Origin of the sequence: Mesobacillus subterraneus, assembly GCF_000934845.1 — a bacterium.
Classification (GTDB): Bacteria; Bacillota; Bacilli; order Bacillales; family Cytobacillaceae; genus Mesobacillus; species Mesobacillus stamsii.
Map to the genome: position 1 here is coordinate 1 of NZ_JXIQ01000003.1, position 24534 is coordinate 24534.

Sequence of the window (24534 nt, forward strand, 5' to 3'; positions counted from 1 at the left end):
CATCGTTATAAATTACGGGAATCCAGGTTTTTAAGGTTCTAAGCTTAATTATAAATTATCAACATACAGTTGTCACCAGTACAGTATCAATTTTAATTAAGGGCTGCTGAATGAAGACAGCCCTTCTTCATGAGACATCTCTTTATCGTCCTATTCTCTTTAATCCTTTGGTTTCATCCGGCCAGAGATGTTGGATTCATTGAGGTCATGGATCATCGCTTCTGGAAATACGTCAGCAAGGAGGAATGGAAAGGGGCTTTGTCATGGAAGGCATGCAGTCCGATGAAAGAATTGCAGATAGGGATTTTCCGTAATGGATTGTCTCTACGTCGCTCAGCCCAAGTCGTTCTTTGATGATCAGCGAACCAAGTACAAGGCGGACCGGGAAGGCATCATTCCCTTGATTGGTATCTCCTAGTGACCGGATATAAGCTTCTTCCACTTCCGCCCATGGGATGAACGAGGCCATGGCAACCAAGCGGTTATCCTGGTTTAGCCGTCCTCCGAATGCTAGGGAAAAATCGTATGCCAAGATCATCTGATGTTCGTTGTGCTGACTGGGCAAGCCCTCAGTTTTTTGCGTTGATCAGTGTTAGGGAATGAAAAAAGGCTTATATACCGCGGATTGAGTCACCTTTGATAAAATATAGTTCAGGAAGATTTAGTCAAAATTAATCGGTATCGGTGACGTAAATGCTCCTGATGTCGCTATACCTTTATCTGATGAAGTACTTGGCAAAATAGGGAAGCAAAACAAAAACTCCTACATCAACCGCCCGTAGGATTTGAGTGTGTAATATCGTTAATCAGCGGTGAAAAAAGCGGTAAATCAAGGTTTAGGATATTGATTACTGTTACATCTTTAACTGTGATTTACCGTTTTTCATTGGATTGCGTTAGAAAAATATTAGCGTTTCCATTATCGATTACCTTTTAACGCGAAGACTCATTAGCATGGTCTTATACCTTTTTATTATGACCTTATTGTTTTGCAAAGCATTACACTCTCTAGGTATTTCTAAAAATTCGGATAGATATCTAATGTTTGACCCCCAGTAACAGTAAAATTATTACCTGTTGACCAAGTAGTATCATTTATTAGGGGTTTAAACTCTACAGTTACACCGCTTGGAATTCTTTCCATTTCATATTCCCAAACATCCGATGAAATATTTCTCATTTTTCTTCCTTTGTCCCACCAAAAAGGATAGCTGTTTCCTCTAATGTACATGTTATTTCCATAACCTACATCATAGTGTACCCTGACTTTTGTAATAGTTGGGGCAAGTGGAGTATAATTATTAACCTGTCCTGGTACTAAAATCATACTTGTTTTCCTTCCACATTAACATCAATTTGCTTTCCAGTAAGTCCTCCTGAAATAACCGTCACAGTTTGACTTGTATCAAGTAAATTTGTTAATACAGTTCCTACCTGAATACTACTTTCGGCTATTAGGAAGATTTTCCGTGAAGAGATATCAAATCCATTATTCAATACCGCTATAACCTCTCCCCCGGTCGAATCGATTCTTCTTGAATAAGAATAGATATAATCATCTGACCACATCTCTCTTTGTGTACCTGACCTTAATGCAGGATAATCTTTTCTAATTTCACTTAGCCTTTGAATATGTTTTTAATTTATATTAGATTCATCAAAAACAGACATAACTTCTCTATTTTCTTTATTTGCTATACCTGTATATTCAGTAGGGATACCACCACCGAATAGTGATTGTTCAGTCCCATAATATACATCAGGTATTCCCCTAACTGTAAATAAAAAAGTCATCGCTAGTCTTAATTTTTTATAATTATCATCAGCTAATGTTAAAAATCTATCTCTGTCATGATTATCAATAAAAGTTACCAAATTATTAGCATTCTGATATTTAAAATCTTGATCTAAAATATTTTTAATATTGACAAAACTTGTGTCATGCGAGAAAACATCTCTTGCAGCAAAGAATAGTGGAAAATCAAGAACTCCCCACTCATAGTTTTGAAAATCACTCACAAAATCAACATTACCGTTAAATACTTCTCCAAAGGTTGGCACCGCCTACTGTATTTTCAAATTCACTAATGAAATTTTTGGGTAATGAACTTGCTGCATCTATTCTAACACCATCAAAACCAATATCATTAACCCATTTAACATATACATCTAGAATTGCAGCTTTCGCATCCGGATTGGATTGATCTATATCATCAAGTCCACCCATATCATTATTCAATAATTGATTATAATCATAATAATCCAGAATATCTCCATTATGATGATACCGATTAGGATTATTAAACGGTGCAGCTGGCGAATAAGAGCTGGGAGAGTAGACAGTAGATGTCCCATCTAAATAATCTGCCGTATGATTAGGCACCGAATTCAATTTTAACCCTTAATAGAACCAGAAGACAAACCAGAGATAAAATATTTTTGTAATACCAAGTAGAATATTATAACTGGCACCATTGACAAAGAGGCCATGGCAAAAACATACCCCCAATCTGTTCGATTATGTGCTTGAAAAAACATAGTTATTGCTACTGGTAAAGTTCTTATTTCATCTGATTTTAAAATGGTTTGTGACCATCCTAGCTCTTCAAATGGGAACAAAAAATTCAAAATGCTGACTGCAGCTATTGCCGGAGATGCCATTGGCACCATGACATATCTATAGACTGTAAATATGCTTCCACCATCCATATAGATTGCTTCATCAAGTTCCCGTGGAATATTATCCTCTATATAACCTCGCAGTAAAAACGTTGTGAATGGGGTTACCCAAGCAGAATAGAATAATATTACCCCCCAAAGGTTATTGACTAGGTTAAATTTAACGGCCATTTCAAATTGAGGTATGATCATGGCAAGACCTGGTATTAACATTACAGAAATGATCATCCCGTATAAAATTCTTTTTCCTGGAAAGATAAATCTTGCAAAAGTATATGCTAACAACGAAGAAATTACCGCAGCTATAAGCACAGTCACAAATGCTACAAATAGCGTATTCATTAAGTAGTTATTAAAGTTTTCATTATTAAGGATATAAGTGAAATTTTGAAACGTTATTTCATCTAAACCCGGAAATAATTTAGGAGGATAAGAAAAAGTCGATTTATTATCTTTCAATGAAGAAATGATCATATATAACATTGGTATTACTGTGATAAACAGCCCTAAGAATAAAAGAGAGTATCGACTTGTTTCTGAAAAGTTAATTTTATACTTTTGTTTTCTTTCCCAACTTTTCATTTTTAATTCTCCTCTCTGGCTAAAGAGATAAAAATGGCTATCGTAATTAAAATGATTGTTGCTGCAATAATCATTGATAGAGCAGCTGAGTAACCCATTTTTCCAGTAGCGTTAAATGTTTGAAAATACATCCAAGTGAGTACTACTTCTGTTTCGTGAGCTGGATTACCACCTGTTAAAACGGCAATTGGTGTATATGTATTGAAAGCACCTATACACAACATTACTAACGCAAATAATATAGTGCCTCTAATACTAGGAAGGGTTATATAAAAAAATTGTTGCCTTCGATTTAATCCGTCGATAGAAGATGCTTCATAATATTCTTTAGGTACAGCTTGTAAGGCTGCCAAAAAAATAATCATGTTCCACCCTATTCCCTTCCATATTCCTAATAGCATCGCTATAAAAAGAGCTGACCATCTTGTACTCAGCCACCCGACAGGCCCGTCAACTATGTGTAAGATATCTGAAAGAAAAAAATTGAGTAAGCCCTGATTACTAAAAATATATTTGAATAATAATGCAACAACCACCCAGGATGTAATTACAGGAAGATAATAGCCAAGTCTAAATGTAACACTAAATCTTTTAGTACCATTAATCAAGACAGCAATCAGCAACCCAAAAACTATTTGCAAAGGTACTGTAACTACAGCATAAACAAGTGTGTTAACCATAGCTTTTCTTGCTATTGGATCAGTTAAAACATTTTTATAATTATCTAAACCAACAAAATCTGAAACTTGTTGATATCCTATTTTCCAGTTAAAAAAACTCATGATCAGCATCTTTGCTATGGGGTAAAATGTAAATATCGATACAAATAATAAACCTGGAATTAGCAGTATATACACTCGCCAGTTTATTTTTCTTATGGTCTTTTTCCCTGCAATACTTATCATCAGTATTCACCACTCAAATTCGAAAGTGCAATTAATTTGATTAGTTTTATCATTTTAATTGCACTTTCAGATTCTATATCCCTCTTTTTAATTGCTTTCTTTTATAAGTTTATCGATTTCAGCTGCAGCTTCATCAAGTGCTTTCTGAACTTCTTTTTTACCTGTAATTGCTTCCGCCACTTTTGTTGCTATAATATTTTCCATTTCACTCCACTTCGGAGTTACTGGCCTTGCCTTAGCTGTCTGCAAAGCTTCCGAAAAAACCGGAAGTAATGGAATTGCTTTTATCGCTTCAGAATCAGTAAGTGCTTCTTTATTCACAGGCATTTGACCTACTTTTGCCATCTCAACCTGTGCGTGTTTTCCTGTCATAAATTTAATGAACTTCCATGCTGCTTTTTTATGGGCATCATCTGAGGTCTTAAACATCATAAAATCCTCACCGCCAAGTACACTGATTGATCCTTTACTTCCTGCAGGTAAAGGAATTGCACCATAATCAACACCAGCTTCAATATTTGATTTTTCTCTCCAAGGTCCATCCAATTGTAAAGCGTATAATCCTGATGCCCATCCATCAGAATCACCTACAGCCCCAGGGTCCATGGAAGGTCCAGCAAGTGCTTTTTCTTTGTATAAATCAGCAAGTTTTTGTATTACTTTAACAGCAACCGGGCTATTAATATACCCGTCTGCAGTACTGTAGTCCGGAGCTAATACATCTCCACCCTCGCTCCAAATATATGGTCCAACATTCCAGATTCCTGTCCAAGGCTCTACCATTCCTATTGTTTTGGAATCGCTTACTTTTTGGGCAGTATCCCATACCTCATCAAGTGTTTTGGGAACTTGAGCAGTTGTTTTTTTTAAGATCGACTTATTGTAAAATAGAATTTTTGTGTTTGTGTTTGCAGCTATTGCATAGTATTTGTCTCCCATTTTAGCTGTGCTGTTTGGTGCTTCTAAAACCTCTGAAGCAACATCAATATAATCACTCAATGCACCCATTTCTTCCAGTACATTTAAACTTTGAAACTGGGGAACAAAAGCGATATCTCCACGTAATACATCAGGAAGCGAGCCAGTTGCTGCACCAGTTACAACATTGTTTTTAAGTGCTTCCCACTCCAAATAGACATGCTTAACTTTTATATCTTTGTTTTCTGTTTCAAATTCATTAATTAACTTATCTAGTATATCAACCTGACCAGATCCTGCATCATAGTTATGCCAAAATTCAATGGTCACCAGTTCATTTGATGACACCTCTTTACTGCTATTACTACTACAACCTGTAAGCACTGATGTTACCAATATTAGTATTATACTGATGAATCCAACTATCTTATATTTGCTCATTTTCCCCCTCCTAATTTAATAGATTTAAATTTAGTATTTCTCTTCCAATACGATTGATTTTTAACTCCGCCTCCTTTCGTACAATGCTGATAATCTCAAAATTGTTAGCTGGCAAATGTACTATAAAGCTCCTTGAAGATTCAAGGTTATTACCCTCATTTATTCTCTCAACATGTATATTCTCTTTAGCTTTTGATAACTCAGAGAACAGTGTATAGTCATTTTCACTATTGTTGATAAAAACTACTACTGATTCATTTTCGTATTGTCTAATGAAGCTATAAACTTCCGTATTTGTATTGATATGTTTAAATGAGCCATATTTTAATGCATCGCTGTTTTTTCTAATATTTATTATTTTTTTATAGAATTCTAGAACGTCACCATTTATTGAATCCCATGCCATTGTTCTTCTACAATCGGGGTCTGTTTCGCCTCTCATACCAATTTCATCTCCATAATAGACAAAAGGCATACCTGGAAATGTCATCTGGAAAATTAACGATAATTTAAACCTGTCTAAATCCCCATTACATGTTGTAAGATATCGTGCTGTATCATGACTATCTAATAAATTATATAAAACGTTATGAGTCATAACTGGATAATCAAAAAGGAAATTTTCTATCCGATCCATAAACGATTTTGTCTGAATTATTCTGTCAGCAAAATATTCAATGATTGCATCTCTAAATCTGTAATTCATTATTGTATCCATTTGATCTCCCTTGATAAGATCCGAGCCATTTTTCCATGTTTCACCAATCAAAAGAATTTCACGCTCTATACTCTTCATTTTTTTTCTAAATTCCTGCCAAAAAGTAAAATCCACCTCATCAGCTACATCAAGTCGCCAGCCATCAATTCCAACTTCCTTTATCCAATACTCTCCTACTCTTAGAAAATGCTCTCGTACCTCTTGGTTTGAATAGTTCAATTTAGGCATCCATTTATAATAACCTACACATTCGTAATTCAGTATATCGGTATTAACTACGTCACCTTCAATATAAAACCAATCCCAGTAAGGTGATTGTTTTCCATTATGTATTACGTCTTGAAACTGAGGTGAACAATACCCGATATGATTAAAAACTCCATCCAAAATTAATTTCATATCATATCTGGTACACACCCTAACTAATTCCTTCAAATCCTCAATATCGCCAAATGATGGATCAACTTTAAAATAATCTATCGTATCATATTTGTGGTTTGATGGAGAATGAAATATTGGAGTTAAATAAATAATCTCAACGCCCAAATCTTTGATATGGCTAAATTTTTCGATAATTCCCCTTAAATCCCCACCAAAAAAATTCTCTCTATTTGGCGATTCGCCCCATTTTTCAACAAGTGCAGGATCATTTTCAACATTTCCATTAAAAAACCTATCTGGAAAAATTTGATACCCAATTGCCCCCTTTGCCCAACTTGGAACAGTAAAAATATCATTCACATTTGTACTTAGGTATTCAAAGTACTTTTTAGGTAGATTTGTAGATATACCATATGGAGAGTAATATAAAATACTATTATTATTTTTTATAATAAAGTAATAACGTATATATTTCGCAGATTCATCAAAGGTTAAATTTGTACTGTAAAAACGACAGGTACCATTTAAACTAAAATGTTCAAGTTTGGATTCTCTTTTGTCCTCTTTAAACCGATTCCAATAAACAATGTAAATTGAACTCACAGTATCCTCTTCGCATTTTATTTTTACCTGCAAGGTATTTCGATTTAATGGGTATATATAATCTTTGGTATCATAATGAGTTACATTTACATTCTCCATGTTTCACCTCTGTTTATTGATGTTCTTGCTCAGTTGTTTCTCTTTCTTCAATGTTTGTAGAAATTAATAATTCTTGCTCCCTTTTCCCTGGATTTTCGATTAGTTCAAAAAGTAATTTTGCTGATTGTAGCCCCAGTTCATAAACATCAACGTTGATTGTAGAAATTGTAGGATACATAATTTCTGCAATTTGAGAATTATCAAAACTGATAAGACTAATATCTTCAGGTATGGATAGACCTGATTCTTGTATTGCTCTAATTGCTCCTATACTCATTAAGTTATCAGCACAAATCACTGAATCTGGTAAATCCTTTTCATTCAATAAATCCTTCATCATTCTGAAGCCATCATTCTTTGAATTCCCCCCCTTTATAACCAAGTTAGTTTCATAATTTAATTCATTGTTTTCTAATGCTAATTTATATCCTTCAAACCTTCTTCTATTAAATACTTTTGAATCATCATAACCAATAAAAGCTATCTTTCTGCGATGATTATCTATAAAATAATTTGCTGCTTGTTCTCCTGCTTTTCGATTATTAATGTCAACCCAGTTAATAGTTTCCCTTAGATTCTCGGGCTCTCCGATCGATACAAAAGGAATGTTATTTTCCTTTAACTTTTTTATAGTCTTTGAATCAATAATGGATGATGGCAAAATGACACCTTCAGTTCTTCTGCCCTTAATCAACCAATCAAGAACATTTTCATTTTTTAGGACGGTGTTTAGATTAGAGACGATTAAACAATACTCTTTTTGATAAACGACTTTCTCTATCCCATGCATTACCTCATAGAAAAAAGAATTATAAAAGGATTTTTCATTTTCAATATCAACAATGAGAGTAATCGTATAAGAATTATTATTAGACAAAGACTGTGCCATCCTATTGGGCGAGTAGTTTAATTCTTTAATCGCCTTGAGAACTTTTTCTCTAGTTGCAGAAGATATAAAGGGGTTATCATTTATCGTTCTTGAAACAGTAGATACAGATACTCCAGCTGCTTTCGCAACATCTTTAATACTAGCCATGGGACCTCCTAATAAATACAAAGCATAGATAATTGATTGAATACGGTTTCATAAATTAATATTACTATCCCGTCTATATATAGTATTCATAACAATATATTCTATGCAACCGGTTTCAATTTAATTAAATTTTACTGCTGAAAAGAATTAAAGTCAATATAATCTTGAAAACTTTAATAATTATTCATCCTTTAGAATATCTTTTATTCAATTTGGAGAAGATCAAAAGTGAGGAACGATAAATAAACCTTTTCTTAATGTCTTTATGTTTATTTTAGTTTTCAAAACTTTGTAATCTTGATTTCCAAATGATGCATCTGCAGTAAAAAGCATCACATTAATGTGATGCTTTTTAGCTCCACTGAGGAGTGATATATTGTAAACCAATCCCTATCCATCTACGCAAGAGAAATCTATCCTACCCAACTTGGATTAAAAGAAGTCTCAATTCAAAAACAAAAGCGACAGCACAAAGAATTTAGAGTAGAGTGCCAATAAAAATAATAAAAACCAGATCAGAAAAATCTTAGATTTAAAATACCCATGCTGCCTGAAGCCCGGGACAAAATACACCAGCAAAACTCAGACAACCCGCCCATCAGCAAATATTTCGACCCCCAATGGGACGCAGGAAGAAAACCGTCCCTCTGTTTCTCCTATAGTTATCCATGCAAAAATGCTTTTATAATTTCCTAAACCAGAACATAGCCTACCAAATGCACGGCAGGCTTATTTTTAATAGAAAACTCCGGACAATTTATCTTTGTTTTTCTCATCCATTCATTTAAAATGAATGCAAATACTTCCTGAGGAGTACGGTTATGTTCGAATTACTCATTACGATGCTGGAACGGCTTGGCATCATTGTGACGATTGCTTTCATTTTAACGAGATTCCGCTTTTTTCGAGGACTGATTTACCATGATTCCCTGAACAGGCGACAGCAGTATTTTGCAATTGTATTCTTTGGTTTTTTCGGGATTATTGGCACATATTCCGGCATGAGCTTTTCAACGGATAATCTGCAGTTCAATCCGTGGGCTGCAGACCTGGCATCGGATGAGGCAATCGCCAATTCCCGTGTTATCGGGATCGTAATTGCCGGTATGCTTGGCGGCTACAAGGTCGGAATTGGCGCTGGTCTGATCGCTGGTTTGCATCGTTTGACGCTTGGAGGCTTCACCGCTCTTGCTTGCGGACTCGCGGCAATCGTTGCCGGAATCATCGCCGGGCGTTTTCAAAAGAAAAAAAACAATCTCAATTTGAGGACAGCCTTTCTGGTTGGGGCGATTGCCGAGACAGTACAAATGATGATTATCCTTTTGATTTCCAAGCCTTATGACCAAGCGCAGACACTCGTCGAAATTATCGGTGTTCCAATGATTATCTCAAATGGACTTGGGTCTGCTTTATTTTTAATGGTTATAAAGAATGTTGTTTCCGAAGAGGAAAAGACTGGGGCGATGCTTGCGCAAAAAACACTGCGGATTGCCGACCAGACGCTTGCTTACTTGCGCAAGGGCATCAATCCGGAATCAGCGCGGTCAGTCTGCGAGATTCTGCATAATGAAGTTCAGACTAGTGCGGTTGCAATTACAAACCAGTCAGAAATCCTGGCACATGTCGGCCTTGGTGATGACCATCATTGCTCCACAAGTCCCATCCAGACACAGATTACGCGAGATGTACTGAAAAGCGGAAAACTGGTCATTGCCAATGATGAAACAATTCATTGCAAGGAACAAAACTGCCCCCTGGGAGCTGCGGTTGTCGCTCCATTGAAACTGCGCGAAGAAACGATTGGCACACTGAAGTTTTATTTTAATTCGGAAAAAGAAATAACGAATGTCGTCATCGAGCTGATATCAGGGCTCAGCAACCTCCTTAGCAACCAGCTTGAAATCGCTGAAGCGGAAAAAGCCTATCAGCTCGCCAAGGAAGCGGAGGTAAAAGCACTTCAGGCACAAATCAGCCCTCATTTCCTTTTCAACACAATGAATGTCATCACCTCACTGATAAGAATTGATCCTGCAAAGGCAAGAACGCTGCTTGTCTCTCTTTCACATTTTCTGCGGCAAAATTTGACTGCGACGACGGTATCGATGACAACACTTGAGCAGGAATTAGCACATGTGAAAGCTTATTTATCCATTGAAGAAGCCCGGTTTGTTGAAAAACTAAAGGTTACCTATGATATCGAGGATGTCGCCTTACCTGTAAATCTCCCGCCGCTGACGCTGCAGCCTATTGTTGAAAACGCCGTTAAACACGGGATAAAGAATATGGATCATGACTGCCAAATTCATATAGCCATTCACAAAGGCAATAGAAGTACGATTGTAACAGTAAGTGATAATGGACAGGGAATGAGCAAGGAACGGATTAATCTGCTTGGCAAGCAAATAATAGATTCAGAAACTGGCAGCGGAATCGCGCTATTTAATGTGAATAGAAGACTGACGATGAACTTCGGGGAAGACGCCTCACTGAGGATTGAAAGTAAACAAGGGGAAGGCACGAGGATTTCTTTTGCGATTCCCCAAGCGGAGGAATGATAAATGGAAAAGATGATACATACTCTAATCGTTGATGATGAATTATACAGCAGGGATGAATTGAAGCATTTATTGCAGTCTTTCCCTTCGATTCAGGTTGTCGGGGAAGCTGAATCAGGTGAAGCTGCAGTCATGAAGGCTCTTCAGCTCCATCCTGATGTCGTCTTCCTTGATGTCGAAATGCCGAAAATGAATGGAATGGAAGCAGCAAAAGCGCTGATGGAATTGAAAAAAGCACCCCTGATCGTGTTCGCAACCGCCTATCCGCAATTTGCTGCAGAAGCTTTTAGATATGAGGCAGTTGATTACTTGCTCAAGCCCTATGATGAGAACCAACTGATGGAGACGGTCCTCAGAATGGAGAAGCATTTCTTGATGCCAGCGGAACAAGAGTCAGGAAAACAAACTGGCAAGCTTGCTGTTGAAGGAGATGGAGAGATTTTTTACCTTGACCCTAAGGATATTCTGTATATATCGAAAGAAGAAAAACATTCAAAAATCGTCACTAATACACGTGTTTACGAAACAAAAATTCCTTTAAAGGAGCTTGAAACCAGACTGACGGCATACTCTTTTTTCCGCATTCATAAAAGTTATATCGTGAACCTCGATTATGTTATCCGCCTTACTCCTTGGTTCAATGGAGCGTATCAACTGGAACTCGAAGGCCAGGATGAACTTTTGTCTGTCAGTCGGAACTATATTAAAGCACTTAGGACCCAGCTGGAATTATAAACTTCTATCAAGCATCTTAATGGATGCTTTTTGCATTTTAATCGACATTTTTTGCACGTCAGGCGCATTTTCCTACATCTTGTTCACAAATCAGCCATAATTTCTCCTTCTCTATTATACTTGTGAAAACGCATACAATTTTCTTTAAGGAGGTTTCCTATGTATACCTTTCTAGCTGGTATCGCACTTTTAATTGTTGGTTATTTTACGTATGGCAAATTTGTAGAAAAGGTATTTGGCGTGAACGAAGGTCGTAACACTCCTGCTTATACACACAAGGATGACGTTGACTATGTGCCAATGTCCACAGCAAAAAACTCCTTGATCCAGCTCCTGAATATCGCTGGTGTTGGTCCAATTTTCGGGCCAATCATGGGGGCTCTTTACGGGCCAGTTGCCTTCATTTGGATCGTTCTTGGCGCGATTTTCGCTGGTGCTGTCCATGATTACCTTACAGGTATGATATCCATCCGTAACCGGGGCGCACACCTTCCTGAACTTGCAGGAAAATTCCTTGGGAAAATCATGAAGCATATCGTTAATGCCTTCGCGATTCTTCTTTTACTATTGGTTGGAACCGTTTTCGTTACTGCTCCTGCTGATTTGCTTTACACCTTGTTGGATGGAAAAGCAACAATGGGAATCATCATCGCAGCAATTTTTATTTACTATATTTTAGCGACACTGCTTCCTATTGATAAAATCATTGGTCGCTTCTACCCAATTTTCGGCGCATTGCTGTTAATCAGTGCAGTCGGAGTAGGCGCAATGCTTGTCATCACTGGAGCACCGATTCCTGAATTATCATTGACAAACTTCCACCCTGATAATGCAACGATCTTCCCGCTCCTGTTCTTAACCATTTCCTGCGGGGCGCTGTCCGGTTTCCATGCTACACAAACGCCGATCATTTCTCGTACAACGCAAAATGAAAACCAAGGCCGTAAAATTTTCTACGGCATGATGATTGCTGAAGGGATCATCGCAATGATCTGGGCAGCTGCTGCAATGAGCTTGTTCGACGGCTACAATGGCTTGAACGACATCCTCGCTAACGGCGGACCCGCTGCAATCGTAAGTGAAGCTTCAACAGCGATGCTTGGTGCAATCGGCGGAACGCTTGCTGTTCTTGGTGTCATTATACTTCCGATCACATCTGGTGACACTGCTTTCCGCAGCGCGCGTATGATCATTGCTGACTACTTCAATTTTTCACAGAAGAAAATTACAAGCCGTCTTTGGATTGCTGTTCCGTTATTCGTTATCTCTTTCGCTTTGACAAAAGTAGATTTCACAATCCTTTGGAGATACTTCTCCTGGGCTAACCAATCAACAGCGGTTATCGCGCTTTGGGTAGGTGCAATGTACCTGTACATTGCCAAGAAGAATTACTGGATTGCCGTGATTCCTGGCATGTTCATGACAGCAGCTACGACTTCTTATATTTTAAATGCCCAAATTGGCTTCAGCCAGTCTTTGACAGTTTCCAATATCGGAGCATTAATCGTAACAGCTGCCATCACGGTTATTTTCTTTAACGCTGCTAAAAAAGCACGAGCTAATAACATCCCGCTAGATGAAGATATCTCCAACTATAGCGGGGTGGCGTAACGATGAGCGGGTGCTGCAGTCCGGAATATCGCAAAACGGTCAATGAAAAAGAAACTCAGGTTAATAACAAAGGGAAAGAACAGCTTCCTCTTATCGCAAAAATCATCATTGTTCTCATTACTGCAGGAGGGCTGTTCGCAGCCTTTCTTGTATAATAGAAGAAAAGCAAAATGGTCACCCCGAACAAGCGCTGCTCGCTTATGACTCCACGTCCGTGGCTGGCAGTCTAGCGTGTCCTGTGCCTCGGAGGGCCGAGAAGTCGACCTTTGACTTCATAGAGCGGACCGAAATCGAAAAGTATAGCCAAACGGAGAAACTGGAGACTCCACCACAGAAGCGCTTTTTGCTTCTGCCGGCGGAGTGGAAGTTTCGGAGGTTTCTAGGGGGGCGCAACTCGAGAGAATAGGCGCTGGAGCTGACAGTTCCCGAACTGAATGTTATATTTTCTGATTCTTTAAAAAATGCACCTAAAAGTCCGCTTGTAAATTTAAAAGTGGACTTTTAGGTGCGAATTTTATTAAAGAGGAAGAACCCCTGTATTAGCCCCATGGCTTTTGAATATGCATGAAATAAACCGACAAAGAAAATCAACAACACCCAGACAACCCCACCACCGACAAAACCATTGACAAAAAGCGATCTTGGAACCGTGCCCATGTCTCGTCTTGTATTGAAGCAGCCTTGAAGGGGAAATTTCATTTTGGAAAAAACCACCCTACTTTTGGTTTAAAAATGAGGGGGAAAACTCCACATGTAAAGAAATAACATCGTAATATGGGATTTTCAAAAACTTCATTTTAAATAGAAAAGGACTTTTTCAGCAGCTTCGATCCGTCCCTGTGTCTCATCTGTCTCCACGTAACACGAAATGAGTAAGAGGTACATTTCGATCCTTCCTACGAAACTGCTGTTTTTATTTTATCTCTCCATTTTCTTGTTAAATAAATAACTAATTGTTTTCCTTACATTACCTTTACATTCTTCAAGAGCTACTAAAGCTTCTTGATAAGTGGAATTGGTTTGACACATTACTATTGCTGGTTTTACTTCGAAATTCGTCTGATTCAATATTTCTTCTGCTTTTTCATAAGATTCGTTCGTAATTTCCATGACAATGATTTTAGCTCTTTCTCTTAGCTTATAATTACTTGCATTCACGTCTACCATCAAATTTTGGTATACTTTACCCAATTTCACCATTACTGTTGTACTAATCATGTTTAAAATCATCTTATGGGCTGTAGCTGCTTTCATCCTTGTTGAACCAGTTAATACTTCTGGTCCCACAACCACTTCAATGCCTTGGTCTGTATAATCATTAATTAGTGAATTTTTATTACTCGAAAGTCCAACTGTATACGCACCATTTGTTTTTGCGTATTTAATCCCACCGATTGGGTAAGGTGTTCTACCACTTGCAGTAATGCCGATTACTACGTCATTTTTTGTTAGGTTCTTAAGTTTTAAATCTAATTCCCCCTGCTGTTCATTATCCTCTGCATTTTCAACTGCCCGGAAAAATGCATTATTGCCTCCTGACATAACAGTTTGCACTGTTTCTGGGTCTGTCAAAAATGTAGGCGGGCATTCTGAAGCGTCCATCATTCCAATTCTACCGCTCGTCCCAGCACCAATATAAAACAACCTTCCACCTTTATTTAAAGATTCCACAATTTTCTCTACAACCACATTTACAGTTGGAAGGACCATTTCAACCGCATCCGCAACAGTTTTATCTTCCTTGTTTATTGTTTGTAAAATTTCCATAGTAGCCATTTGATCCAGATTCGTACTAGCTTGATTTCTTTTCTCTGTAGTAAGATTTGATAGCTCCATACATTTTTCTCCTTTGCCAAGAATGAGTTTAAAGTTCATCTTCAGAGCCTGAATACCTATTCTAGAAAGTTCGTTTCATCCCAAGAAAGTCTTATATTCTTTTTGATTTTCTCGTCGATTATTATTCCAGATTCTCTTATTCCTAATAAATAGGCACCAATTACCGCGGGTATTTCAGGTTGAACTATTTTGAAATTTTGATGAATAGATTTTAATTTTCCCAAGAACAAATTTTTAAAAAGTGAATCTGAAAAAAGGCCTCCATGTAAAACAAGAACGTCTTCCTTGCTTTCAAACTGTTTTTGGCTAGCAGCCTCCACCATTTTAATAAGCTCATTAACAGCATTCTCCAAGATCTCTAATGCAACAGGGTCTTCATTTTTAGCAGCACTAAAAACAATTTTAGATAGTTTCGCTATATTGGGCACTATATTTTCACCAGAATATATCCTGACAAGCTCCGGAACGTGCTGTAATTGGAAGTGGTTTAAAATGAGGGTCGTTAATTCTGTCTTTGGCCCTCTATCATCATAAGATTTCATAACTGCTTTTAGTGCTCTCTGTCCTATGTAAAACCCACTTCCTTCATCTCCGAGAAGAAAGCCCCATCCACCAACTCTAGTACTTTTTCCAGTTGTAGTTGAAATTCCATAAACAATTGAGCCAGTACCAGCAATTAATATAAGTCCTGACTCCCCCCACGTTCCTGATGCCAGAGCAGCCTGTGCATCGTTTTTAATTTTGATTTTCTGTTCATAAACCGTATTTTTAAAAAGATTTTTAATGATCCATTTATCGTTATCTCTGTCAGCACCAGCTAAACAAAGATAAATGCTTTCAATTTGTTCCAAAATTGAACCAGAGTCTACTATTACTCTTTCCATTATATCTGTTAAGGTTTTGTATACCTTTTGATGTGAAATCGTGTGGATATTGCTAGCAACACCAATTGCCTTTGATAAAATGTGCCCTTGTTCGTCACCAATAACACAGATTGTTTTCGTGCCCCCACCGTCAACTGCAATCCATCTTTTTGTTGTTGCATTCTTTAATTGCATAACCATTCCCTCATTTTTTTAGTATGCATCCGACATTTCAATCGCTACTAAGTTGTGAATAATTCTTCTCATTCTACTAATATTTCTTTCACGGCCAAAATGAACACGATTTGTAAGAAGAATAGTAGAAAAATTGTTTTTCTTAGAAAACCAAATTGATGTTCCAGTAAAACCAGTATGACCAAATCCATCCTGCAAAAATTGACCTGAAAATGATGGTGAATCATACAACTCCCACCCCAAACCTCTGTTGAGATTCAACTGCTTTGTATAAGTGTTAGTACTCAAAGCAATGGATTGTGGTGAAATGATTCTCTTCTGATTCATAACTCCACCATTTAAAATCATCCTTGAAAATATAGCGAGATCCTCTAGAGTGGAAAATAACCCGGCATGACCACTTACTCCTCCAAAGTGCAGCGTATTTTCATCGTGCACTTCTCCCCAGCGATAGTCATTTAAAGATTCAATTAACTCCGTTGCCGCAGTCCGATGTTTTTGATTTGAAGGTGGATTAAAATATGTATTTTTCATTCCTAACGGGTCAAAAATAAACTTTTTTGTATACGCAGCTAGTGACATGCCTACTATTTTTTCAATAATTTTTCCAAGTAAAATAAAGTTCAAATCGCTATAAATTACTTCCTCTCCCGGCCTTTTCTTTTCCTGTATTTGTGCAATAGTATCAATAGTGTCATGATCGCTAATGTTATTAAGATAAAATTTAATTTCTGGTTGGAAACCACTACTATGTGCTAATAAATGTTTAAGAGTAATATCTTGATGATTTTTTTTAAACTGTGGGAGATAGTATGCAATGGGATCATCTAACTCTAGTTCTCCCTCATCTAATAATTGTAGGATGGAAGGCAGTACAGCTATAACCTTGGTTAAAGAGGCTAAATCAAAAATAGTCTCATCCGCCATCTTTATTTTTTCAGTGTAATGAGCATACCCAAAAGCTTGTTTATACAATGTTTTTTCTGCAGTTGTTACACCTATAACCACACCAGGTACATGTTCTTCCATCACCATTTTTTCAATAAATTGTGTAACCTTTTCAAAGTTTGCTAGTACCATGATTTTCTTTCCCCCTTTCACAACGCTTTATTTAATAGCTCCTTCTGTCATGCCCTTAACAATATGGCGCTGGAATACAGAGTAAAAGATTATTACCGGAATGACTGCTATACATAGACCTGCAAATAGCACTCCCCAAGCGCTTTCATATTTTGCATTAGTCTTTAATAAGTCCATGGCAACCCCCAATGTATTTTTGCTTTCTTGTTGCAACAGGATTAAAGCTAAAAAATATTCATTCCAAAAGGAAATTGCGTTTAAGATAGTCGCTGTAATAATTCCTGACTTTACTAATGGGGTGACAATTTTAAAGAGAATACCGTAAGGGCCCATTCCATCGATCGTAGCTGCTTCTTCTAATTCCTTTGGCACATTTCCCATGAAACTAATTAATATAAATATGGTAAATGGAATATGTGAAACTGCATAAATTAGTGATAGAGCCCATAAATTATCTAACAGGTTTAGTTTTAATAATAAGAAGAATAATGGAATCCATCCTAGTACAGATGGAATCATCATGGAAGAGAGGTATGTGTTTAATATGATTTCATTTCCTTTAAAACGCATTCTTTCTAGTGCATAAGCCGTAGGAATTGAAAAGACTAAGCAAAGCAATGATCCTAGGGCTGTAACAAACATACTATTCACAAAAGCAGTTCCGATATTATAATCTGTCCAAGCGGTAAGGAAATTTTGGAAATTGAATTTTTCAGGTAATGCCCATGGTGAAGCAAAAATTTCAGCATTTGTTTTAAATGCACCAATAAACATCCAGAGAAGAGGGAAAATAACGATAAAAGACCAAATCAATAAGGGAATTCTTACTGCTAATCCTGATAGTGTTCTAATAATATTCATTGCATCCCCTCCCTAATACTCTACTTTTTCTTTTTTCAGAAGAAATTGTAAAACTATAACAGTGAGTAAAGATGCAACAAGTATTAACACTCCAATTGCTGCACCATAACCGAACTTGAAATCTTCGAAAGCTTTCTGATATAAATAAGAACCTAATACTTCTGTTGCAATCCCTGGTCCACCAGCAGTCATTACTTGAACGAGGACAAAAGAGCCGTTTAAAGATGTAATGACAATATAGATAATAGAGGTTTTGATTTGTGGCCAGATCAACGGAACTGTAATTCTCCAAAACTGCTGCCATTCGCTTGCTCCATCAATCTCGGCTGCCTCATATAAGTTCTTTGGAATGTCAGTGATTCCACCCATCAATAACAACATGAATAATCCTATACCTGCCCAAATCGCAGGAACTGCGATACTTGGCAAGGCCCAAGTCATGTCTCCTAACCATGGCCTTGTCCATTCCTCTAAACCCATTGTTCGTAGAATTCCATTCACGATTCCTATATTAGGGTCATAAATGAATTGCCATAGTATGCCGATAACAACCACCGACATTATGTTTGGGAAAAAGAAAACGATCCGGTAAAACGGAGCTTCTTTTAAGCGAAGTTGTGTGAGAGCAACCGCAAAAAAGAGAGCCAAAATCATAATTCCAAATACTTTTACAAATACGAAAATATAATCATTAACTATTGCTTTAGGAATAACAGAATCGCTTAAAAGCTTTTGATAGTTTCCAAGGCCAATGAATTCTTTGACTGAACTGGTACCTGACCAATCAAAGAATGAATAATATAGACCACCAATCATAGGATAGACTGTAAAAATACAGAATACTATAAAAGTAGGGAGTAAACAAAACGTCAAAAAGACATATTTTTGTTTTTTTGACAGAACCACACCCATCACTCCTTTCTTTAACTTGTTAATTCCATAATATGAGAACTAAATATAAAAACGAACAATTAATTGAATTACTCATTTATGTACTTAAGTCCACAGTTTGAAATTTGTTTACTTAGGATGAAGTAAAAAATCCCCATTATAAAATTGATTATCCTGTTAATAAAAACGAAGAGAGATTGAATTTTTCACGATCTCTCTTTATTTTTATCATAAAGTTTTAGTTGCCTCTCAATTCTTTTGCTTTCTTTGTCATGTTTTCTACAAATTCTTCTGCACTAATCCGTCCCATTAGTATGTCAACAATCTGCAGCTTGATTTCAGCAGTGATCTCAACAGCAATATCTTGCTCATCACCTTCTGGAGTATTTCTTTGATGAATTTCAATCTGACCAGGATTATTGATCATATCATTAATTCCTTTTAAGAACTCAGGAACATTATTATTTGCTGACAGGTCTACATTCTTTAAATTCATGATTGCCCCAGTTGTCTCAGCAAATTTTTGCGCATATTTTTCAGTAAAAATGAATTCAAGGAATGCTTTTGCCGCTTCTGGATTGTCTGCTTCTTTCGCAATCGCAACTGTACGAATATCTGGGACAAGCGCCATTGCATCTCCCGTATCATTCATGGGTGTAGGAACAAACCCAAATTTAAAATCTTTAGGAGTATCTTTTTCCATTTCATTTGGAAGCCAGAAACCAACTGGAATGTATGCATTCTTATGAAGTAAGAAGTTCATTTGAGATTGGGTATGGTTATAAGCTGCAAAACCTGAATCCACCAAATCTGCATCAACGATTGCTTGTACTTTTTTCATAACCTTTAAAACTTCTTCACTTTCCCACGCTTCAATAACTCCATTTGACAAGTCATTTAATAACTCCTCACCACCAGCAGCAGCAAATGCTGGATATAATACTCCACGTTGGAAGTACTGTGCATATTGACCAGTAGTATTAAATGGTGAAATATCAGCATCCTTTTTAATCTGTTTCATTGATTCCATCCAACTGTCAAAATCAGTTGGTGCTTCCCATCCTTGTTTTTCAAACCATGTGCTGTCATACCATACACCCCAAGTATCAAAAACAAGAGGTAAACTATATATTTTTCCACCGTCCAATTCTTCCGCTGGTGAAATAAAGCTCTGTAACAACGGAGTTCCATCTTCCATCTTAATGTTTTTGGCCCATTCACTGATATCCATTAGCTGTCCATCAGCAATCATTTGAGTTTCATTTGCACCATTGCCATCGATGTAAACAACATCAGGTGGATCATTGGAAATCCAACGTGTGTTCATTTCCGTATTAATGTCTGGGCCTGCATGTTCAATTACATTTACATCAGGATAGGTACCTTTAAAGTCCTCGATGGCTTTTTTCCAAAACTCATCTCCATAGCCTCCAACGAAATATTGAACTTCCAGATCACCTGAAACACCATCGCTTGAACCTTGTTTAGGCTCTCCATTTTTGGGTTCTTCTGATGTAGTTTCATTTGAACAGCCAACCAAAGCAAACAACAGAATTGAAGCAATCATAATCAACCAACTTCTTTTGAAAAACATACTCCTTAACACCTCTTTTTTTGTATTTGTTTAAACCTTTAATCACTACAAGATTAGGAAAAGGAAAGTGATTAACGGTTACTACCAATGAAAAGTAGATACTACAAAGAAAATCATTTGGAAAACTTTGAGATAACTTCTCTCGTTTTATCCAAGTATTTTACTGCTTCATCAAAATATAAAGAGGCTAATCCAGTGAATAAAATATCAATGATAGTGAGTTGTGAGATTCTAGAGGCAGTTGCAGCACTTCGAATAAAGTTTTCAGTTGACGATACAAATAGATTGTGGTCAGCAAGTTTTTGGAGTGTGTTATTAGAGTATTCTGTTAGAGAAATAACTTTAATGTTATTTTTTTTAGCAATGTTTACAGCATTAATTATTTCTTTCGTTTCTCCTGAATACGAGATAGCAAAGAGAACATCCTCATCATTTAAATTTATTACGGAAACTAATTGTGAATGACTATCAATTAATGCCTCACACCATTTATTAATACGTTTTAATTTTTGTTCGAAATCAAGTGCAACAATCCCAGATGCACCAACACCAATGATAGCGATTCTTCTGGCTGTATGGAGCCCTTGAATCACCTTTTTCATAACTTCCTCATCATTAACTGAAAGTGTATTTTTGATGGAATATATATTATTGGAAGCGATTTGTGAAATTGTTTCTGAGAGACTTGAATCTGGTGATATATCTTGATATTTATGCTCAATTGGATTTTTTTGTGGAAGAGCAGCAGCGATATTTAACTTTAATTCACTATACCCCTTAAAATGAAGCGATCGGCACATTCGAATTATTGTCGCTTCACTTGTATTCGTTTTCTTTGATAACACGGCAATAGGCATTTGCAATATCTCTTTTGGGTTATCAAGAATATATTCAGAAACTTTTCTTTCAGATGGTTTTAATATAGATATGCCTTGTCTAATTCGTTCCAACCCATTTTCCATTTTTATCTCCCATCTTTAGTGTAGTAAAACTCCACAAATTACTTTAAAAATATAAAGTTTAATTACATTTTAATAAAATGTTAATATTGCGTCAATATATTTTTCTGCAATTTCAGAAATTTTAAAATTTACTGTGGATTCTGTCTCGCCAATTCTTAAGCTGAATCAAAAGGCACGATAAGCAGTTAAAACCGCTTATCGTGCCTTTTTTAGCGCAAAACTTTCGATTTCCCTCTAATAGAACCATTGCTGTGTCCGGATTTCCGTTTCCAACTTAAGGTGGGGATGGGAAGAATGAGTTCAACCCTGCCTAACTACCCTTTCATCCATCTATGCAAGAGAAATCAATCCCAGCCAAATTGGCTTATACCCACCATAACGAAAACAAAAGTTACAACACAAAGGATCTAGAATAAAATTCCATCCATTAACAAAAAACAGGTCAGAACACACAACCCTTTTCGACCTGGCTTTTGTTATGCATTTGAAAAAACACATGTTGATTTAAAATTCAGGACAAATAAAACCAGCAATACCCGGGCAACCTCACCATCAGCAAACTATTTCAACTTCCGAAAGGACACAAGAACAGTCCCCATGTCCCAAACTTTAGATTTAAAATACCCGCGCTGCTTCTTGCCCAGGAAAAATAACCCCAACAAATCTCAGACAACCTATCCACCAGCAAATATTTCCACTCTCGAACGAGACGCAAAAACTGTCCCTTTGTCCCATTTAATCTACTATTACCCCTGTGTTAACCTAGTAATAGTAGAAAGGAGTGGAGAGATTGAAAAAATTATTATTGATAATTTGTTCTGTGTTTTTGTTCAGCTTCTTTACCCCGAATGTACATGCTAGTACGGAGTTTACGGATGTACATTCAAGCTACAATTTCTATGACGAGGTCATGTATCTGTATGATCGCGGGATTATTAGCGGTTACGGCAATGGTGAGTTTAAGCCAAATGCTGTTGTAACGAGAGATGCTGCCGCGGCTATGATTGGCAGAGCGCTAAAGTTAGATGGCACGAAAAGGAACACAACTTTTTCTGATGTGGATGCAAGCAATTATGCATCCGGATATATAGATTCGGCGGTTAAGCAGGGAATAGTCAGTGGATATGCTGATGGCACATATAGGCCAAAGGAGCCAGTTACACGCGGGCAAATGGCTATTTTCCTAGCCAGAGCGTTTAAGTTAAGTAATGAAGCAACTGTTTATTTTTCAGATGTAAGCCCGAGTATGACGGCTTACTCCTCGATTAAAAAGATTCTCGCCTTTGACATAACGACAGGGTATGCAGACAATACTTTCAGACCAAATAAACAGCTGTCGCGCGGAGACTTTTCTGCTTTCTTGGCTAGGGCTTTAAATGATAGTTTTAAAGTAAAGCCATCTACCTCAAACGGTAAATTAGCTGTTCACTTCCTGGATGTTGGACAAGGAGACAGCAGTTTATTAATTACTCCAAATGGGAAAACGATTTTAATCGATGGAGGTAACAATACAGCTGGTGAAAAAGTTGTTTCCTACCTTAAAGCAGCTGGCGTAACATCCATTGATTATCTGGTGGCGACACACCCTGATGCGGACCATATTGGAGGTTTAATTCCGGTGTTAAATCAAATGACTGTTAAAAATGTGATTGATAGTGGGCAATCCCATACGTCTCAAACTTACATGGAATACTTAACATTGATTGACCAGAAAAATATCCCTTTCCATATTGCAAAAACAGGAGAATACTTAAATGTAGATTCCGCAATGAAGGTTCAAGTATTGAATAGCGGTGAAGGTGCTGCGGATAATAATGAGGCATCTGTTGTATTGAAAGTTACTCACGGTTCAAAATCATTCTTATTTACCGGAGATGCAGGAATCCAAACGGAAGCTGACATGGTTTCCAGCTTTGATGTGAATGCAGATGTGCTTAAGGTTTCCCATCATGGATCTGAAACGGGATCTTCCCAAGTGTTCTTAAACGAGGTCACACCAGCATGGGCAGTATTGTCTTTTGGAGAAGGAAATAGTTACGGACACCCCGATAGCGTTGTTGTAAATCGACTAACAGCTATGGGTGCGACAGTAGTACCAACAACCAATGGAGATATTGCTTTTGAATCAGATGGTTCATCCATACAACTTGTTCAAGGTGTTCCAGGAACTGAACCTCAGCCAAATCCCAATACTGGAAAAATCGATATCACGAATCTAGATTTAAGCCAAGAAATCGTTACATTGAAAAATATCGATACAAAAGATATTCCAATGGATGGCTGGACATTAATCAGTGTTGATGGAAACCAGCAATACGACTTTCCAAGTGATTTTGTCTTGAAAAAAGGTGCCTCGGTTACTGTGACAACTGGAAGAAGCGCTTATGAAAGTAGGCCGACTCATCTTCTTTGGACTACAGCTTATATCTGGGATAATAACGGGGACGCCGCAAGACTAATTGACCCGCAGGGGACGATAATTGATGAACTTGCCAGGTAAGTACACACTTGACCGATTCGAAAAAGAAATGGCTGTATTGTTGTTTAGAGAGGATGAAACTACAGAGGTTTTAATTGGAAAAGAATCTTTGCCCTCAAGTGCTGAAGAAGGCGATATCTTATTTGTTGAATTTAATGAGGATGACAGTGTACAGGAAGTAAAATTGTTAGAAGATGAGACTGAAGCTGCCAGGCAGAAGGTGGAAGATCTGCTGAATAAACTTAAGAAGAAGTAAAAATAGTCCCTCTACAAAAGAGGGGCTATTTTTACAATTAAGGGACACGAGTTAAATATAATTGTTATTATGCTCTTTAAATCTAAATATCGCCAGTCTTTCTATTCCATCATTTTCCCCATTTGAATACCTTTGGTTCCTTCAAGGAATCAAAAAAACTCCAGAAATAGAGAGGAAGTCCAAGATTGAATTGTCATAGATCGTCCTCACGCCATGGTGCGACTCCATTCTTCTGAGGCAATCAAAAATTTTGT

24 protein-coding genes are annotated in these 24534 nt (G+C 37.1%); 6 read left to right on the plus strand and 18 right to left on the minus strand.

Features of this window, described 5'->3' with window-relative positions; translation table 11 throughout:
• Positions 1 to 232: 232 nt before the first annotated feature.
• The 10 genes from UB32_RS00500 to UB32_RS00530 form a co-directional block, all read right to left on the minus strand.
• Positions 233 to 565: a hypothetical protein gene (locus tag UB32_RS00500; RefSeq protein ID WP_128721454.1), complete on the minus strand. Its 333-nt coding sequence runs from the start codon at positions 563 to 565 to the stop codon at positions 233 to 235.
• Positions 566 to 1018: 453 nt separating this feature from the next.
• Positions 1019 to 1327, minus strand: coding sequence for a hypothetical protein (locus tag UB32_RS18875; protein ID WP_052806891.1), 309 nt, complete (start codon positions 1325 to 1327; stop codon positions 1019 to 1021).
• Complete coding sequence (locus UB32_RS18880; protein WP_052806892.1) at positions 1324 to 1569, minus strand: hypothetical protein; 246 nt, start codon at positions 1567 to 1569, stop codon at positions 1324 to 1326. The genes UB32_RS18875 and UB32_RS18880 overlap by 4 nt, the downstream gene beginning before the upstream one ends.
• 69 nt (positions 1570 to 1638) lie before the next feature.
• The gene (locus UB32_RS20620; RefSeq protein WP_084221666.1) at positions 1639 to 2061 is read right to left on the minus strand and encodes an alpha-amylase family glycosyl hydrolase; all 423 of its coding nucleotides are present in this window, start codon (positions 2059 to 2061) and stop codon (positions 1639 to 1641) included.
• Positions 2036 to 2383, minus strand: a complete 348-nt coding sequence (locus UB32_RS20625; RefSeq protein WP_157841601.1) for an alpha-amylase family glycosyl hydrolase — start codon at positions 2381 to 2383, stop codon at positions 2036 to 2038. The genes UB32_RS20620 and UB32_RS20625 overlap by 26 nt, the downstream gene beginning before the upstream one ends.
• An 11-nt stretch (positions 2384 to 2394) precedes the next feature.
• Positions 2395 to 3261, minus strand: coding sequence for a carbohydrate ABC transporter permease (locus UB32_RS00510; protein WP_044390316.1), 867 nt, complete (start codon positions 3259 to 3261; stop codon positions 2395 to 2397).
• 2 nt (positions 3262 to 3263) lie between these two features.
• Positions 3264 to 4166 (minus strand): carbohydrate ABC transporter permease, encoded by a 903-nt coding sequence (locus tag UB32_RS00515; RefSeq protein ID WP_044390318.1) that lies wholly within the window; start codon positions 4164 to 4166, stop codon positions 3264 to 3266.
• A gap of 87 nt (positions 4167 to 4253) precedes the next feature.
• The gene (locus tag UB32_RS00520) at positions 4254 to 5525 is read right to left on the minus strand and encodes an extracellular solute-binding protein (protein ID WP_044390319.1); all 1272 of its coding nucleotides are present in this window, start codon (positions 5523 to 5525) and stop codon (positions 4254 to 4256) included.
• 10 nt (positions 5526 to 5535) lie between these two features.
• Positions 5536 to 7326, minus strand: a complete 1791-nt coding sequence (locus UB32_RS00525) for a glycoside hydrolase family 13 protein (RefSeq protein ID WP_052806895.1) — start codon at positions 7324 to 7326, stop codon at positions 5536 to 5538.
• A 13-nt stretch (positions 7327 to 7339) separates the two neighbouring features.
• Positions 7340 to 8362 carry a LacI family DNA-binding transcriptional regulator gene (locus UB32_RS00530; protein ID WP_044390320.1) on the minus strand — a complete coding sequence of 341 codons (1023 nt, stop codon included), beginning with the start codon at positions 8360 to 8362 and terminating at the stop codon, positions 7340 to 7342.
• Between the two features lie 821 nt (positions 8363 to 9183).
• Here UB32_RS00530 and UB32_RS00535 point away from each other — a divergent pair.
• From UB32_RS00535 to UB32_RS20125, 4 genes are all read left to right on the plus strand, one after another.
• The gene (locus tag UB32_RS00535) at positions 9184 to 10917 is read left to right on the plus strand and encodes a sensor histidine kinase (protein ID WP_044390321.1); all 1734 of its coding nucleotides are present in this window, start codon (positions 9184 to 9186) and stop codon (positions 10915 to 10917) included.
• Between the two features lie 3 nt (positions 10918 to 10920).
• Positions 10921 to 11652, plus strand: a complete 732-nt coding sequence (locus UB32_RS00540) for a LytR/AlgR family response regulator transcription factor (RefSeq protein ID WP_044390322.1) — start codon at positions 10921 to 10923, stop codon at positions 11650 to 11652.
• Positions 11653 to 11811: 159 nt separating this feature from the next.
• Positions 11812 to 13263, plus strand: coding sequence for a carbon starvation CstA family protein (locus UB32_RS00545; protein ID WP_044390324.1), 1452 nt, complete (start codon positions 11812 to 11814; stop codon positions 13261 to 13263).
• Positions 13264 to 13265: 2 nt separating this feature from the next.
• Positions 13266 to 13418 (plus strand): hypothetical protein, encoded by a 153-nt coding sequence (locus tag UB32_RS20125; RefSeq protein WP_198528137.1) that lies wholly within the window; start codon positions 13266 to 13268, stop codon positions 13416 to 13418.
• Between the two features lie 346 nt (positions 13419 to 13764).
• On the opposite strand, the gene UB32_RS00550 is transcribed toward UB32_RS20125, so the two are convergent.
• From UB32_RS00550 to UB32_RS00585, 8 genes are all read right to left on the minus strand, one after another.
• Entirely contained in the window at positions 13765 to 13962 is a 198-nt protein-coding gene (locus UB32_RS00550; RefSeq protein ID WP_044390326.1) for a hypothetical protein, read from the minus strand.
• Between the two features lie 219 nt (positions 13963 to 14181).
• Positions 14182 to 15099, minus strand: a complete 918-nt coding sequence (gene murQ, locus UB32_RS00555; RefSeq protein WP_044390328.1) for an N-acetylmuramic acid 6-phosphate etherase — start codon at positions 15097 to 15099, stop codon at positions 14182 to 14184.
• 56 nt (positions 15100 to 15155) lie between these two features.
• Positions 15156 to 16157 (minus strand): BadF/BadG/BcrA/BcrD ATPase family protein, encoded by a 1002-nt coding sequence (locus UB32_RS00560; protein WP_044390329.1) that lies wholly within the window; start codon positions 16155 to 16157, stop codon positions 15156 to 15158.
• Positions 16158 to 16175: 18 nt separating this feature from the next.
• Positions 16176 to 17237: a serine hydrolase domain-containing protein gene (locus UB32_RS00565; RefSeq protein ID WP_044390331.1), complete on the minus strand. Its 1062-nt coding sequence runs from the start codon at positions 17235 to 17237 to the stop codon at positions 16176 to 16178.
• A 27-nt stretch (positions 17238 to 17264) separates the two neighbouring features.
• Positions 17265 to 18098: a carbohydrate ABC transporter permease gene (locus UB32_RS00570; protein WP_044390333.1), complete on the minus strand. Its 834-nt coding sequence runs from the start codon at positions 18096 to 18098 to the stop codon at positions 17265 to 17267.
• A 12-nt stretch (positions 18099 to 18110) separates the two neighbouring features.
• Positions 18111 to 19004: a carbohydrate ABC transporter permease gene (locus tag UB32_RS00575; protein WP_044390336.1), complete on the minus strand. Its 894-nt coding sequence runs from the start codon at positions 19002 to 19004 to the stop codon at positions 18111 to 18113.
• Positions 19005 to 19227: 223 nt separating this feature from the next.
• On the minus strand, positions 19228 to 20556 hold the full coding sequence (locus UB32_RS00580) for an ABC transporter substrate-binding protein (protein WP_241768392.1): 1329 nt from the start codon (positions 20554 to 20556) through the stop codon (positions 19228 to 19230).
• 140 nt (positions 20557 to 20696) lie between these two features.
• Positions 20697 to 21545, minus strand: a complete 849-nt coding sequence (locus tag UB32_RS00585) for a MurR/RpiR family transcriptional regulator (protein WP_044390339.1) — start codon at positions 21543 to 21545, stop codon at positions 20697 to 20699.
• Between the two features lie 790 nt (positions 21546 to 22335).
• On the opposite strand from UB32_RS00585, the gene UB32_RS00590 reads away from it, so the two are divergent.
• Both UB32_RS00590 and UB32_RS00595 read left to right on the plus strand, forming a co-directional pair.
• Positions 22336 to 24045, plus strand: coding sequence for an S-layer homology domain-containing protein (locus UB32_RS00590; protein ID WP_052806896.1), 1710 nt, complete (start codon positions 22336 to 22338; stop codon positions 24043 to 24045).
• Positions 24029 to 24280 carry a DUF3006 domain-containing protein gene (locus UB32_RS00595; RefSeq protein WP_044390341.1) on the plus strand — a complete coding sequence of 84 codons (252 nt, stop codon included), beginning with the start codon at positions 24029 to 24031 and terminating at the stop codon, positions 24278 to 24280. The genes UB32_RS00590 and UB32_RS00595 overlap by 17 nt, the downstream gene beginning before the upstream one ends.
• The last annotated feature ends 254 nt before the right edge of the window (positions 24281 to 24534 follow it).

Bases quoted from the DNA above. Each gene is read 5' to 3' on its own strand.
- UB32_RS00535 (WP_044390321.1), top strand. From the start codon at position 9,184: ATGTTCGAATTACTCATTACGATGCTGGAACGGCTTGGCATCATTGTG.
- UB32_RS18875 (WP_052806891.1), bottom strand. From the start codon at position 1,327: ATGATTTTAGTACCAGGACAGGTTAATAATTATACTCCACTTGCCCCA.
- murQ (WP_044390328.1), bottom strand. From the start codon at position 15,099: ATGGAGCTATCAAATCTTACTACAGAGAAAAGAAATCAAGCTAGTACG.
- UB32_RS00595 (WP_044390341.1), top strand. From the start codon at position 24,029: ATGAACTTGCCAGGTAAGTACACACTTGACCGATTCGAAAAAGAAATG.
- UB32_RS00565 (WP_044390331.1), bottom strand. From the start codon at position 17,237: ATGGTACTAGCAAACTTTGAAAAGGTTACACAATTTATTGAAAAAATG.
- UB32_RS00520 (WP_044390319.1), bottom strand. From the start codon at position 5,525: ATGAGCAAATATAAGATAGTTGGATTCATCAGTATAATACTAATATTG.
- UB32_RS00560 (WP_044390329.1), bottom strand. From the start codon at position 16,157: ATGCAATTAAAGAATGCAACAACAAAAAGATGGATTGCAGTTGACGGT.
- UB32_RS18880 (WP_052806892.1), bottom strand. From the start codon at position 1,569: ATGTGGTCAGATGATTATATCTATTCTTATTCAAGAAGAATCGATTCG.
- UB32_RS00550 (WP_044390326.1), bottom strand. From the start codon at position 13,962: ATGAAATTTCCCCTTCAAGGCTGCTTCAATACAAGACGAGACATGGGC.
- UB32_RS00570 (WP_044390333.1), bottom strand. From the start codon at position 18,098: ATGAATATTATTAGAACACTATCAGGATTAGCAGTAAGAATTCCCTTA.
- UB32_RS00525 (WP_052806895.1), bottom strand. From the start codon at position 7,326: ATGGAGAATGTAAATGTAACTCATTATGATACCAAAGATTATATATAC.
- UB32_RS00510 (WP_044390316.1), bottom strand. From the start codon at position 3,261: ATGAAAAGTTGGGAAAGAAAACAAAAGTATAAAATTAACTTTTCAGAA.
- UB32_RS00515 (WP_044390318.1), bottom strand. From the start codon at position 4,166: ATGATAAGTATTGCAGGGAAAAAGACCATAAGAAAAATAAACTGGCGA.
- UB32_RS00540 (WP_044390322.1), top strand. From the start codon at position 10,921: ATGGAAAAGATGATACATACTCTAATCGTTGATGATGAATTATACAGC.
- UB32_RS00580 (WP_241768392.1), bottom strand. From the start codon at position 20,556: ATGATTGCTTCAATTCTGTTGTTTGCTTTGGTTGGCTGTTCAAATGAA.
- UB32_RS20125 (WP_198528137.1), top strand. From the start codon at position 13,266: ATGAGCGGGTGCTGCAGTCCGGAATATCGCAAAACGGTCAATGAAAAA.
- UB32_RS00545 (WP_044390324.1), top strand. From the start codon at position 11,812: ATGTATACCTTTCTAGCTGGTATCGCACTTTTAATTGTTGGTTATTTT.
- UB32_RS00585 (WP_044390339.1), bottom strand. From the start codon at position 21,545: ATGGAAAATGGGTTGGAACGAATTAGACAAGGCATATCTATATTAAAA.
- UB32_RS00530 (WP_044390320.1), bottom strand. From the start codon at position 8,362: ATGGCTAGTATTAAAGATGTTGCGAAAGCAGCTGGAGTATCTGTATCT.